The sequence below is a fragment of the Flavobacterium quisquiliarum genome, assembly GCF_019308285.1.
Lineage (GTDB): Bacteria > Bacteroidota > Bacteroidia > Flavobacteriales > Flavobacteriaceae > Flavobacterium > Flavobacterium quisquiliarum.
The window spans coordinates 22,424-35,572 of the sequence record NZ_WWEM01000039.1 but is presented as its reverse complement, the minus strand read 5'-3'; the positions used below and the strand labels follow the sequence as shown (position 1 = coordinate 35,572).

Annotated in this window: 9 protein-coding genes; 7 read left to right on the top strand and 2 right to left on the bottom strand. The window is 32.9% G+C overall.

From position 1 onward, the window contains the following. Nucleotides 1-82 precede the first annotated feature (82 nt). The 7 genes from GSY47_RS21980 (at nucleotide 83) to GSY47_RS21950 (ending at nucleotide 9,374) form a co-directional block, all read left to right on the top strand. Nucleotides 83-2,092, top strand: a complete 2,010-nt coding sequence (locus tag GSY47_RS21980) for a DUF3857 domain-containing protein (protein ID WP_179001733.1) — start codon at nucleotides 83-85, stop codon at nucleotides 2,090-2,092. Nucleotide 2,093: 1 nt separating this feature from the next. Beyond that, nucleotides 2,094-4,085, top strand: coding sequence for a DUF3857 domain-containing protein (locus tag GSY47_RS21975; RefSeq protein WP_219071536.1), 1,992 nt, complete (start codon nucleotides 2,094-2,096; stop codon nucleotides 4,083-4,085). A gap of 3 nt (nucleotides 4,086-4,088) precedes the next feature. Further along, nucleotides 4,089-4,415, top strand: a complete 327-nt coding sequence (locus GSY47_RS21970; RefSeq protein WP_179001729.1) for a nucleotide pyrophosphohydrolase — start codon at nucleotides 4,089-4,091, stop codon at nucleotides 4,413-4,415. Between the two features lie 98 nt (nucleotides 4,416-4,513). After that, nucleotides 4,514-5,743 carry a 3-phosphoshikimate 1-carboxyvinyltransferase gene (locus GSY47_RS21965; RefSeq protein WP_179001727.1) on the top strand — a complete coding sequence of 410 codons (1,230 nt, stop codon included), beginning with the start codon at nucleotides 4,514-4,516 and terminating at the stop codon, nucleotides 5,741-5,743. 368 nt (nucleotides 5,744-6,111) lie between these two features. Further along, nucleotides 6,112-7,161 carry a tRNA preQ1(34) S-adenosylmethionine ribosyltransferase-isomerase QueA gene (queA, locus tag GSY47_RS21960; RefSeq protein WP_109190745.1) on the top strand — a complete coding sequence of 350 codons (1,050 nt, stop codon included), beginning with the start codon at nucleotides 6,112-6,114 and terminating at the stop codon, nucleotides 7,159-7,161. 203 nt (nucleotides 7,162-7,364) lie between these two features. Then, nucleotides 7,365-8,642 (top strand): kynureninase, encoded by a 1,278-nt coding sequence (gene kynU, locus GSY47_RS21955; RefSeq protein ID WP_179001725.1) that lies wholly within the window; start codon nucleotides 7,365-7,367, stop codon nucleotides 8,640-8,642. 297 nt (nucleotides 8,643-8,939) lie between these two features. Beyond that, nucleotides 8,940-9,374, top strand: a complete 435-nt coding sequence (locus tag GSY47_RS21950) for a YMGG-like glycine zipper-containing protein (RefSeq protein ID WP_179001723.1) — start codon at nucleotides 8,940-8,942, stop codon at nucleotides 9,372-9,374. A 58-nt stretch (nucleotides 9,375-9,432) separates the two neighbouring features. Here the strand turns inward: GSY47_RS21950 and GSY47_RS21945 are convergent, their stop codons facing one another. Both GSY47_RS21945 and GSY47_RS21940 read right to left on the bottom strand, forming a co-directional pair. Continuing rightward, nucleotides 9,433-11,241 carry a hypothetical protein gene (locus GSY47_RS21945; protein WP_179001721.1) on the bottom strand — a complete coding sequence of 603 codons (1,809 nt, stop codon included), beginning with the start codon at nucleotides 11,239-11,241 and terminating at the stop codon, nucleotides 9,433-9,435. A gap of 293 nt (nucleotides 11,242-11,534) precedes the next feature. Then, nucleotides 11,535-13,091: a hypothetical protein gene (locus GSY47_RS21940; protein WP_179001719.1), complete on the bottom strand. Its 1,557-nt coding sequence runs from the start codon at nucleotides 13,089-13,091 to the stop codon at nucleotides 11,535-11,537. Nucleotides 13,092-13,149 lie beyond the last annotated feature (58 nt).

Genomic DNA, 13,149 nt, shown 5'->3' with positions numbered 1-13,149 from the left:
TCTGAAGAACAAATTTACTCAAAGAATAACCTATAAGATATATCAACCAAGAATTAACCCAAAAACATAAATTATCCAACCAATGAAATTACTCAAACTAATCAATGCATTATTTCTGTTGCTCGTCGTTTCAACTGTTACAGCGCAAGAGTTTAAATTAGGAAAAGTATCTATCGCAGAACTTCAACAAAAAGTACACCCAAAAGATTCGGCTGCTGTTGCCGCTATTTTGTATAAAAAAGGAACTTCTAGATTTATTTATGATAAAGACCAGGGTTTTATAATTGTTACTGATGTAGAAAATAGAATTAAAATTTATAAAAAAGAAGGCTACGACTGGGCTAACCAAGATGTTTTTTATTACATCTCTGGAGGAGTTGAGGAATCTGTAGTTTTTTCAGATGCAGTAACCTATAATTTGGTCGATGGAAAAATAGAAAAAACTAAATTGAAAGCAGAAGGTACTTTTAAGGAAAACCGAAGTAAGTATAGTGGGCACAAAAAAATTACACTGCCTAATGTAAAAGAAGGTTCTGTTATCGAATACAGATATACAATTAAAAGCCGTCATTTAAATTTTATGCGCGATTGGGATTTTCAAGAAGAAATTCCAGTTAACTATTCAGAGTATGTAACTTATATTCCAGAATACTTTGTTTATAATGTGAGACAAAAAGGATATATTTCCCCAAAAGTTAAATCTGAATTTATCCAAGGATCTTTTACGGTTAATGAAAAAGAAAGAGATCTAGTTTCGGGAAAACCATCCTTTTCTACTTTTAAGCAAGAGTATCAAGAGGCAAAAACTACTTATGTTGCAGAAAATTTTCCTGCCATGAAAGATGAAGTTTTTGTGAATAATGTAAATAATTATATGTCAAGCCTACAATTTGAACTGGCAATGACTAAATTCCCGAATCAACCAATAAAACCGTATTCAACAGATTGGAATTCAGTAGTAAAAACAATTTATGAATATGATGACTTTGGACCAGAGTTAAATAAAACAGGTTATTTTGAAGAAGACCTGAAAGCATTGTTGGCCGCTGCAAAAAGCAACGAAGAAAGGATTTTTATGATCTTAAATTTTGTAAAAGCAAATGTGAGCTGGAACGGTATTCATGGATATGCATGTGATAACGGAGTACGTAAAGCATACAAAGAAAAAACAGGAAATATTGCCGACATCAATTTAATGCTGACAGCTATGCTCCGTCATGCAGGATTGAAAGCAAATCCTGTATTGGTGAGCACACGTTCTAACGGAATTGCTTTTTTTGCGAATAGGACAGCCTTTAATTATGTAATTGCTGCAGTAGAAACCGATCAAGGAAATATATTATTAGATGCTTCTTCTAAATATTCATCACCAAATATCTTGCCCTTAAGAGCATTGAACTGGCAGGGACGTTTAATTCGTAAAGACGGGACTTCTGAAGCGGTTGATTTAATGCCGAATACAATCTCTAATGACAATGTTTTTGTAAACTATACAATTGATCCAACTGGTAAAATTGATGGAAAAGTTAGAAGGCAATGTACAGAGTACAATGCAATGGTTTTTAGAAATAATTTTGAAAGCGTAAAACAAGATGCTTATCTCGAAAAACTTGAAAATGAAAGTGGCAAGATTGAAATTAGTGATTACAGCAGAACAAATGAAAAAGAACTTTTACTTCCTACCATTGAATCTTTTTCATTTACAGGCTCTAATTTATGCGATCTAATTGGAGATAAGATTTACATTAATCCAATGTTGTTTTTTGCTAAAACAAGTAATCCTTTCAAACAAGAAGTAAGAGAGTATCCAATTGATTTCGGATACCCATTTATGGATAAATTTAATATAACGATTAAAATTCCAGATGGTTTTACGGTTGAGTCATTACCAAAATCAGGAGCTTTGACCATGGAGGATAATTTAGGGGTATTTAAATATCACATTGCGCAAAATGAGAGTTTATTGCAATTATCTATTTCTCATCAAATAAACGAAGCGATTGTATCTAATGAGCAATATGATATGTTAAAAGAGTACTACAAAGGAATGGTTGCAAAAGAAACAGAGAAAATAGTTTTAAAACGTATTTAAGATGCGGGCTCGTTTTCTTTTAATATGTTTTGTGTTCTTTTGGAACAATGTTAAGGTCCTAGCTCAAAAATATGAGCTTGGAAAAGTTACTGTTGCAGAACTTCAGGAAAAAGTACATCCAATAGATTCTTCGGCACCAGCAGCAATTTTATTCAAAAAAGGAAAAACTATTTTTACGTATAATTATAAAACTGGTTTCTCAGCAGTTCATACGTATGAATTTAAAATCAAAATATACAAAAAAGAAGGCTTAAAATGGGCCGACCAAAAAGTACAGTATTATGTTGGATACCAAAACTTAAATGAAGATTTGCTGTCTTTTTCGAATGCTGTGACTTACAATTTAGAAAATGGAAAAATTGAAAAAACTAAGCTGGAAAATCAGGGAACATTTAAAAGAAAAATCAATGAATATTGGAACGAAAAAGGAATAACATTTCCAAATGTCAAAGTAGGATCTATTCTAGAATATAAATATGTTCTAAAGTCAGAAAATATTGTTCAATTTCCAGATTTTGATTTTCAATTTAGTATTCCAGTAAATTATTTTGAATACAAAACGCAGTTTCCGGAATTTTATATATACAAAGCTCTTTTAGTAGGTACCAGCACCATAGAAAACACTTCTAAAATTGTATCAGGAAGTCAGAGTTATGAAAATGAGTATGGTCAGAGCAGAAATTTTTTATACCAGCAGATAGACTCTTTTTATTCAGGAAAAGATATTCCAGCTTTAAAAGAAGAACCTTATGTCAATAATATCGAAAATTACAGAGGCTCTATCAAACATGAGTTGGAAAGGGTCCGAATGCCAGAACAACCTGTAAAAGATTATACGATTACATGGGAAGGTGTGGCTTCAACAATTTTTAAAGATGACCATTTTGGGAAAGAAATTAATAAAAATAGTTTTTTGCTCGAAGATGTAAAAAAGATACTTGCGAATGTTCAATCTCCAAAAGAGAGAATGAATGTTATTTTTCAATACGTACAGAATAAAATGAACTGGAATGAAAAAAATAGTTATTATACAGATAAAGGAGTTGAAAAAGCCTATACAGATCAAACCGGAAATATAGCAGAAATCAATTTTATCTTGCTCAATATGTTGAAATGGGCAGGAATAGAAGCAAATCCAGTTTTAGTAAGTACGGTCGAAAATGGAGTTCCCGTTTATCCAACAAGAACAGGATTTAATTATGTGATTGTTGCAGCAGAAATAGATGAAAAGCAAGTTCTATTAGATGCTTCCAGAAAATTTACATCACCAGATATATTGCCTCTAAACACTTTAAACTGGAAAGGGAGATTAATTAAAAGTGATGGGACTTCCAAAGAAATTGATTTAGTTCCGATAAAACCCTCTAAAGAAAATGCAAGTATCACTATCAAATTAAATGAAGATGGAAAGATTAACGGTAAAGTAAGAATTCAGAGAACAGATTATGAAGCTTATAAATTTAGAGTTCAAAACGGAAACAGAAATCAAGACAGCTATTTAGAAAAATTAGAGCAACAATTGGGAGATTTGAAGATTTCAGATTATGGAATAACAAATAAAATTTCCAATATATCTGATCCAATTGTGGAGACTTTTAGTTTTGAAACGAATAATTTCGTTGAGAGTATTGGCGGCAAACTTTACATAAGCCCTATGTTATTTTACACGCCTTCAAAAAATCCGTTTGTACAGGAAAATAGGCAGATGGGAATTTATTTTGGATATCCTAAACAAGAAAAGCTTTTTGTAAATATAGATATTCCAGAAGGCTACACTATAGAGATACTTCCTAAACCAACAAGACTTTCTTTGGAAGAAAATGCTATAAGTTTATCCCTAAATGTTTTAAGTGAAGGAAACAAAATTCAATTTATCTTTACAAAAGACATCAACAATAGTATTTTTGCAGCTGAGCACTACAATGCATTAAAAACATTGTTTCAAAAAATGCTTGCTAGTCAAAACGAAAAAATTATCCTTAAAAAAGCTTAAAAAATGGATTTGAAAAATGCACAACTAGATGTTGATACTTGGATAAAAGAACATGGAGTTCGTTACTTTAACGAATTAACTAATATGGCACAACTTACAGAAGAAGTTGGAGAAGTTGCCAGAATTATTGCCCGCCGTTACGGAGAACAATCAGAAAAAGAAAGTGATAAAAACAAAGATTTAGGCGAAGAATTAGCAGATGTTGTTTTCGTTGTTTTATGTTTAGCCAATCAAACAGGAATCGATTTACAAGCTGCTTTTGATAAAAAAATGGACTTAAAATCGGTTAGAGATAAAGATCGTCACAAAAACAATGAGAAATTGAAATAATTGTGAAATTTCAGCGTGAATTTTGATTTACGGGCGAGGAGTGGTAAATTGCGCGCTTGGATTATGTTACTCATAATTCGCAACTCATAACTAATATCATGAATTTAAAATTAACGACGAATTCACCATTCACCATTGATGATTCGCAACTCAATATTACAGGTTCTAAAAGCGAAACAAACCGCTTATTATTACTAAAAGCTTTATTCCCAAATATCACTTTAGCCAATACTTCAAACTCTGATGATAGCGAAGTAATGCAAAAAGCTTTAGCTGGAAATGACGAAATTGTAGACATTCACCATGCTGGAACAGCAATGCGTTTTCTTACAGCTTATTTTTCGGTTAACGAAGGAAGAGAAGTAGTTTTGACAGGATCTAGCAGAATGCAGGAACGTCCAATCAAAATTTTGGTCGATACTTTAAGACAATTAGGTGTTGAGATTTCATACGAAAAAGAAGAAGGTTATCCGCCAATCCGAATTAAAGGAAAAAAGGTAACGGCTTCAAAAGTAAACTTGGCGGCAAATGTAAGCAGTCAGTATATTTCGGCACTTTTATTAGTAGCTTCTAAATTAGATAATGGTTTAGAACTGACTTTAGAAGGAGAAATTACTTCGATTCCATATATCAAAATGACTTTGGCTCTGTTGAATGATTTAGATATCAAAACAAGTTTTGAAGGAAATGTAATCAAAGTTTATCCAAAAGAAGCTGTGGAACCAAAAGAAATGGTTGTAGAATCGGATTGGAGTTCAGCTTCTTATTTCTTTAGTTTAGTAGCACTATCAGATGCTGCAAAAATTACTTTGAGCAGTTACAAAGAAAACAGCTTACAAGGAGATTCAGAATTAGTTTCTCTTTATGAAAAAATGGGTGTAAAAACGACTTTCCAAAACAATAAAATGACTTTGGAAAAAGTAGCTGGTTTTACTTATCAAGACGTAAATTTTGAATTGAATAATACTCCAGATATTGCTCAGACAATAGTTGTAACATGTTTAGGTTTAGGAATTGGATGTCACTTAACAGGTCTTCATACTTTAAAAATTAAGGAAACTGACAGATTAGAAGCTTTAAGAATTGAATTGACAAAATTAGGAGCGAATATTTCGGTAACTAATGATAGTCTGACTTTAGAGCTTTCAGGAGCTATTAACCATGATGTGCATATTGCAACCTACAACGATCACCGTATGGCAATGGCTTTTGCTCCTTTAGCAATTAAAGTTCCAATTATTATTGATGATGCTGAAGTGGTCTCGAAATCATACCCGGATTTTTGGAGTGATTTAAAAGCGCTAAACTTTCAAATCTCAGAATTGTAAAATTTTTTGAACCATATAAGTTATATAAGTTCATTTAAAATAAAGCTTAATTAAATAGCCTCTGGTCGAAAACCAGAGGTTTTTTTATGCGTATTCAAATGCAAACCCAACAGGTTTTCATCCCGAGGCTTCGGGACTGTCGGGTTTAATATATAGAATCCAGTTTTTAAAAAATCCAGTTAATATGAACTTATATGGTTCAAAAAAAGCATTTTTAATTCATCTCGAAACCTCACAAAATCAAGGACTTTTGAAAATAAACGTCAAAACACTTGACAACGCCTATCTCACAATCGTATATTTGCATCCGATTTAAATTTTTAGATAAACAAATCTAAAAGCTACACTCTAAAATCAACAATTCAAATATGAAATTATCACACTTCAATTTCAATTTACCGAAAGAACTTTTGGCTGAATTTCCAGCAGAAAACAGAGATGAATCTCGTTTAATGGTAATTGACCGTAAAAAAAACACAATCGAACATAAAATGTTTAAAGACGTGATCAACTATTTTGATGACGGAGACGTTTTAATTCTAAATAATACAAAAGTTTTCCCTGCACGTTTGTACGGAAACAAAGAAAAAACTGGAGCTAGAATTGAGGTTTTCTTGTTGAGAGAATTAAATTCAGAGCAACGTTTATGGGATGTTTTAGTAGATCCTGCTAGAAAAATCCGTATTGGTAATAAACTTTATTTTGGTGATGACGATTCATTAGTTGCTGAGGTAATCGACAATACAACTTCTCGTGGAAGAACTTTACGTTTCTTATACGATGGTTCTTATGAAGAATTCAGAAACAAATTGACAGAACTTGGAGAAACTCCAATTCCTAAATACATCAACAGAGACGTTACTCCAGAAGATGCTGAAAGATACCAAACCATTTACGCAAAAGAAGAAGGAGCTGTAGCAGCACCAACTGCTGGTTTACACTTCTCAAAACACCTTTTGAAAAAATTAGAAATCAAAGGAGTAAACTTTGCTGAGGTAACTTTACACGTTGGTTTAGGAACTTTTAACCCAGTTGAGGTTGAAGACTTATCTAAACACAAAATGGATTCTGAGGAATTAATCATTACTCAAGAAGCTTGTGATATCGTAAACGAAGGAAAAGCAAAGAAAAAACGTATTTGTGCTGTAGGAACAACTTCTATGCGTGCAATAGAAAGTTCTGTTTCTTCTGCAAATACTTTAAATCCTTACGAAGGATGGACAAATAAATTTATTTTCCCTCCTCACGATTTTAGTATTGCAAACTGTATGATTACAAACTTCCACACACCAAAATCAACATTATTAATGATGATTTCTGCTTTCTGTGGACATGATTTAATGAAAAAAGCATACGAAGAAGCAATCAAAGAAGGATACAAATTCTACTCTTACGGAGATGCGATGTTAATATTATAATCTGAGATTGTTTCAGAATTTTAAAAACCTGTCAGTGATGACGGGTTTTTTTATGGTGTTCAGTGGTCAGATTTTTAGTATTCAGTTTTAGATTGCTCTGACCACTAAAAATCTGATCACTGAATACTTTAAAAAGCAAAACTTGTTAAATTTATTCGAAATATTTCAAAAGGTGTTATTTTAGCAGACAAAACAAAAACACAATGACTTTTCAAAATACACGCGAATTTGCACGAGAGCTAGATTCGAAAGACACATTAAACCATTATCAGGAACAATTTATATTTCCTAAAGTAAATGACAAACGAGTAATTTACTTTACAGGAAATTCTTTAGGATTACAGCCAAAACGTACCAAAGCCTACATAGATGAAGTAATGAATGACTGGGCAGAACTTGCTGTTGAAGGCCATTTTTATGCAGAGAAACCTTGGTGGGATTATCAAGAAAGATTTTCTGAACCGTTGAGTAAAATTGTTGGAGCACTTCCTTCAGAAGTTACGGTGATGAATACTTTGACGGTGAATCTTCATTTGTTGATGGTTTCATTTTATCAGCCAAAAGGAAAACGTTACAAAATTATCTGCGAAGAAAAAGCTTTTCCATCAGATCAATATATGTTTCAAAGCCAGGTTCATTTTCATGGTTACAAACCAGAAGATGCAATTGTCGAAATCAAACGTCGCGAAGGCGAACACAATATTCGTTTGGAAGATGTTTTAGCCAAAATTGAAGAAGTTGGGGATGAGCTTGCTTTAGTTCTAATTGGCGGCGTAAATTATTATACCGGACAAGTTTTCGATATTAAAACGATAACCGCAGCTGGACAAAAAGCAGGAGCAAAAGTAGGTTGGGATTTAGCACACGCAGCAGGAAATATTAAATTAGAACTGCATGATTGGAATGTAGATTTTGCGGCTTGGTGCAGTTATAAATATATGAATTCAGGTCCAGGAAATGCTTCTGGTTGTTTTGTTCATGAAAAACATCATCATAATTCTGAACTTCCAAGATTTGCAGGTTGGTGGGGACATAACAAAGAACGCCGTTTTAAAATGGAACCAAACTTTGATCCCGTTCATGGGGCAGACGGATGGCAGATTAGTAATCTTCCAGTTCTTTCATTAGCACCTTACTTAGCTTCTGTAGAAATGTTTGCTGAAGTTGGAATGGATGCTTTAATTAAAAAACGCGATCATATTACGTCGTATTTAGAATTTATTCTTCACGAAATTGACAAGGAGGTCGAAAGTACTTTCGAAATCATTACACCAACAAACCCAGAAGAAAGAGCTTCTCAATTATCAGTGTTTTTGCACGGAGAAGGAAGAGCTTTATTCGACTATTTAATGAAAAACGGAGTGATCACAGATTGGCGTGAACCAAACGTAATTCGTCTGGCACCAGTTCCATTATATTGCTCTTACGAAGATATGTATGACTTTGGACAGATTCTGAAAAAAGGGATTTTAGGGAAGTAAATTATTTCACGCAGATTTTGCAGATTCTAGCAGATTTAAAATGATTTCTATAAATAATCCGCGAACATCTGCTTAAATCTTTTTAAATCTGCGTGAAAAAATCTTTAACCACAAAAATGAGAATAAACTTTGCCCCTCTGCGCCTCTGCGAGATTAAATCATTTAAACTTTCAGTAAAAATTCTTCGAGAAACAATACAAAATCTTCTAATCTTATAAATTTTCAAAAGAATTCTGTAATAACTATTATAGCAGATATTCCGTATTTTGTAGTGTATAATTTTAAATCACTACAATCATGAAAGGCTTATATATTTTATTAGCAGCGATAATTTTTACTTCATGTCAGCATCAAAGTAAAGAAGATGTAAACAAAGCCAAACAAGCCAGTATTGATTCCATGAAAGTTGAAATTAACAAACAACGTGTTATCGATTCAATGAAGACTGAAATGGCGAAGATAAAAGAAGAGCAGAAAGTTGAATCTCAAAAAGTGGTTGTGGTACAACAGCCAGCAAATGGGCAAACTACAACTACCACAACGACGACTAAAAAGAAAGGATGGAGTGCAACTGCTAAAGGTGCTGTAATTGGTGCTGGAGTAGGAGCTGCAACCGGAGCAATTGTGAGTAAGAAAAAAGGCGAAGGTGCTATTATTGGTGGATTAGCCGGTGCTGCTTTAGGAACAGGAACAGGTGCTGTTATTGACAGTAAAAACAAAAAGAAAGAATAGAGTTTAATTTCTATAAAATAAAACCGCCGATTTAGAATTTCTAAATCGGCGGTTTAGCTTATACTAATTCCAGCGTAGGAATTTGAATGGCATTTAATTCTGTTTTATAAAAATCGAATTGGTCTTTAATTTTCCTTTCATCCGTTTTAAAGTAAAAAGTAGAAGAGAATAGTTTATGATAATATTCGATTCCTTCTAAAATATTCGCTTTAAATGAATTCCATTTTTTTATTTGAATGGCAGTTACTTCTCCCGAAATATTTTCAATTTCATTTCTAAAATAATCCACATACATTTTTAATTCTTTCACAAACAAATTAGGTCGGTCGGTTCTTAAAACCGATTTTCCCTGATAAATGTGCTGTACCATTTCTTTTAAAGAAACTTCCTGATCAAAATAAGCTAAGTTTGGCCCTGGGCAAATTACTACACCTTGTGCCTGACCTTTTATTTTAATATCATTTTCAAGATAAGAAGCATTGGCTAAACCAACACACAAACACGATTTCTCTGTTATTTTGATTTTGCTTTTTTCGAAGTCTTCTGCAGATAAACTGTCTTTTTTGTTTTCTAATTCTTCGAGTTTAATATCCTGATATTTTTTAGAAGCGGTACAAATTCCATGTGGATCATATTCTTTGCTTAATGCTAAAAACTTCTTAGGGCACGAACTTCCCGCTTTATTCTCGTGAATTCTTTTTTGTTTCAGGAATTCATTTGTTGTCCCCTTCAAAGTATTAAATGGAACTCCCAAAGGCGAAATATTACTTAGGTAAAAATCGTCTTCTTTGGCATTCATCAATAAATTACGAGTTTCTTGATCTACAGAAGTAGCTTCAGGAACCAGTAAAAATGGAGATCCCCAGCCAACAGCATCGACTTTGTATTCGTCCAATAAAAACTCATGTTCTTCCGAAGTTCCCACACCGCCTTGAACTGTGATTTTTAATTCTAAAGGCTTTTCTGGGAAAGCTTGATTTTTTGCCTGTAAAGCTTTAATCATTAAATCGTGGGCAGATTGTACTAATTGTTCTTTTTTCTGCCTGAATTCTTCTAAAATGGTACCTAAAAGAAGTCCATCGGTAGCGAAGGCGTGGCCACCGCAGTTCAATCCTGACTCAATTCGGTATTCTGAAACCCAAAGCCCTTTTTTAGCCAAGAAATTTCCTTGAATCATTGCCGATCTAAAATCGCTTACTTTTAAGATAATTTTCTTTTTTAGTTCGTTTTTCTCATTTGGAAAAAAGGCTGCGAAATTTTCGAAATAACCAAACAATCTCGGATTCATTCCGGCTGAAAGTACCACAGAAGATTCTAAATTACTGTTCGCAAAACCTCTTAAGGCGGCGTGTGCATCGTTGAACTCAACTGGAAGCTGTTCGTTTTTTTCGAAGTTATCTTTGTCCAATTTCGTCATAATGTTCACATCAATTTCGCCTGGAAAAAGATGTGATTCAATATAATTCTGAATGTTTTCCTTAAAAGAAATTCCGTCATCCAATAAATTCTGAAAACCTTTTTTAATGTCTGAAGTATTAGGTAACATCGATATGAAATTTTCAAGAGATGTTTTGCTTTCGGCTAGTTCAGTTTTGAAATTTTCGAATTTTTCTTTAACGATTTTGTCAACTAAATTGAGATAAGAAGTAATTCTTTCGGCGCGGTAGTCATGAAATTTCTGTGTGATTTCTTCGTACGGGATATTGAATTTAGTGCTATAAAAATTACGCATCTTTTCAATCAAGTCATCATCAGCAAGTGCAATAACAGACGAAATCCCGTACTGCGCCACACGAATCGGACTGTCAATCGTGTACGCAAGCCCCATTACAGGAATATGAAAAGTGTGTAAAGGCGTTTTTGTCATTTGTCTTTAGGTTAAAATAAAGGCAAATATTGAAAAAAGCATTTTTCTAAAACCTGATAATTGTCAGGTTTGCGGGTAAAGTTTTGTTAGCCACAAATTCACGAATTTTATTTTAAATGTCTGGCGGCATAGCCTGCGGTTTAAACCGCAGGAAAACAACGAATTTCCATAATGAATTCCCACAATATGTTCTCTGTGATTGAAACCATGGGCGATGTTTATTTACAATTCGTAATATTGTTTGTCAACACAATCATTTTAAATAAAATTCGTGAATTCGTGGCGAAAAAAAATCATATCAAAATCTTCTTCAAAGACTCCGCAATGCTTCGCCATAAAAAGTTGTAGAATGATTTTTCCTGAATTCGTTCGATTTCAACATCGGCAGTTTTAGCTTTGTCTTTAGAATCGTTTTTTACCAATAAATTAGCGATTGCCGATTTTAGTTTGGCTTCTTTCTCCGGATTTTTCTTTTTGTACAATTTCACTTTTAAATCATCATAATCGAGAGAAGCATTTCCTTTGGAAATATTATCATTTCCATAGAAATTAAAACGGTATTTATTGAAAACTCCGGTAAAGGAAGCATTCATATAAGGTTTGCTGAACTGTCCCATAGCTCTCACATCAAAATTTGAAATCACGCCCTGAATATGAAATCCGTCGTTTTTATCCAAAACATTAAAACTCCAATCTACATCGAGCGGAGAGTTTTTCATGAAAATGGTTTTTACTTTGATTTTGACATCAGCTGTTTTTTTCAACCCAAAACCACTTCGCAGATTGGTTGCCTGCAAGTTGAATTTGTCAAAAGTTAAAATTCCTGGGCCTTTAGAAAAATCTATTTCTTCTTCGTAAACCAATTTTGATTTTAAGACTTGAAGCGTATCAATTTGCAACGGAAATTTTATATTTCGTAATAAATGATTGTACAGATATTTTTTACTCAAATCGTCTTTTGGCATTTTTCCACGATAAATATTCGCATCAAAGTGATTTATCACAATCGAGTTGGCTTTAAAGAAAAAACGATCATTTTTAAATCCCCAATCCATTTTTTGAATACTGGCTGAATCTACCTTCAGCGTGTAAATATCTTTCTCTGTTTTTAGTCTTTTCACAAATTCTGGACGGGAAAACTGCGGAATATTAGCAAAATTATTAATTGCTAAAAAGTTCTTTTCAGTATTGATTTTACCAATTGTGATGTGATAAAATTCGCTCGGGCGATAAAATAAACTATCACAGACCAAAGCATAACTTTTATACTGAAGCGGAATTTTTTCTTTTAATGTAGCATCGGTAATTAAAATTCCTTCCAGTTTCAGGAGGATTTTTTTAATGCTGAAAATAGGTTTTTGAGTATCCAAAGAAACCACATCAACAGTTCCGTCATTCAGATAAATATTCGAAACGCCTATAATTTTTTGAAATGGTTCGACGATTTCGTTTTTAATGCTTTTGCTGTTATTTAAAAGTTTTTCGCCTTTTTTATACAGAATTACTCGGGGTTTATTAATAATAATACTTTCGGCCTGAATGATATCGCGAAAAGCCAGATCCCAAATATTAAAGTGTTTGATTGTGATGGATTCTATTTTGGTAAAAAGACCATTTTTACTGTCTTTCGGTTCGTTTTTTGGATTGACCAATAAAGTTTGTGCGTAGATATTTCGGGAGAAAAGAGAAACTTCTATTTTTTCGTAATTGATATTGTAGGCTGTTTTATTCTTCTCATGGATAATAATCGGAAGCTGTTTTTTAATCCAGTAATTCAGTCCAAAATTGGCTAAAAGTACAATGATAAACAAAGAAATTATTCCGATTGCTATTTTTTTATAGATTGACATTTACTCTATTAATTTTAAATACATAAATTTAGAGTTTTAAAAAGAAGGATATTTACAT

Bases quoted from the DNA above. Each gene is read 5' to 3' on its own strand.
- queA (WP_109190745.1), top strand. From the start codon at position 6,112: ATGAAATTATCACACTTCAATTTCAATTTACCGAAAGAACTTTTGGCT.
- GSY47_RS21940 (WP_179001719.1), bottom strand. From the start codon at position 13,091: ATGTCAATCTATAAAAAAATAGCAATCGGAATAATTTCTTTGTTTATC.
- GSY47_RS21980 (WP_179001733.1), top strand. From the start codon at position 83: ATGAAATTACTCAAACTAATCAATGCATTATTTCTGTTGCTCGTCGTT.
- GSY47_RS21965 (WP_179001727.1), top strand. From the start codon at position 4,514: ATGAATTTAAAATTAACGACGAATTCACCATTCACCATTGATGATTCG.
- kynU (WP_179001725.1), top strand. From the start codon at position 7,365: ATGACTTTTCAAAATACACGCGAATTTGCACGAGAGCTAGATTCGAAA.
- GSY47_RS21950 (WP_179001723.1), top strand. From the start codon at position 8,940: ATGAAAGGCTTATATATTTTATTAGCAGCGATAATTTTTACTTCATGT.
- GSY47_RS21945 (WP_179001721.1), bottom strand. From the start codon at position 11,241: ATGACAAAAACGCCTTTACACACTTTTCATATTCCTGTAATGGGGCTT.
- GSY47_RS21970 (WP_179001729.1), top strand. From the start codon at position 4,089: ATGGATTTGAAAAATGCACAACTAGATGTTGATACTTGGATAAAAGAA.
- GSY47_RS21975 (WP_219071536.1), top strand. From the start codon at position 2,094: ATGCGGGCTCGTTTTCTTTTAATATGTTTTGTGTTCTTTTGGAACAAT.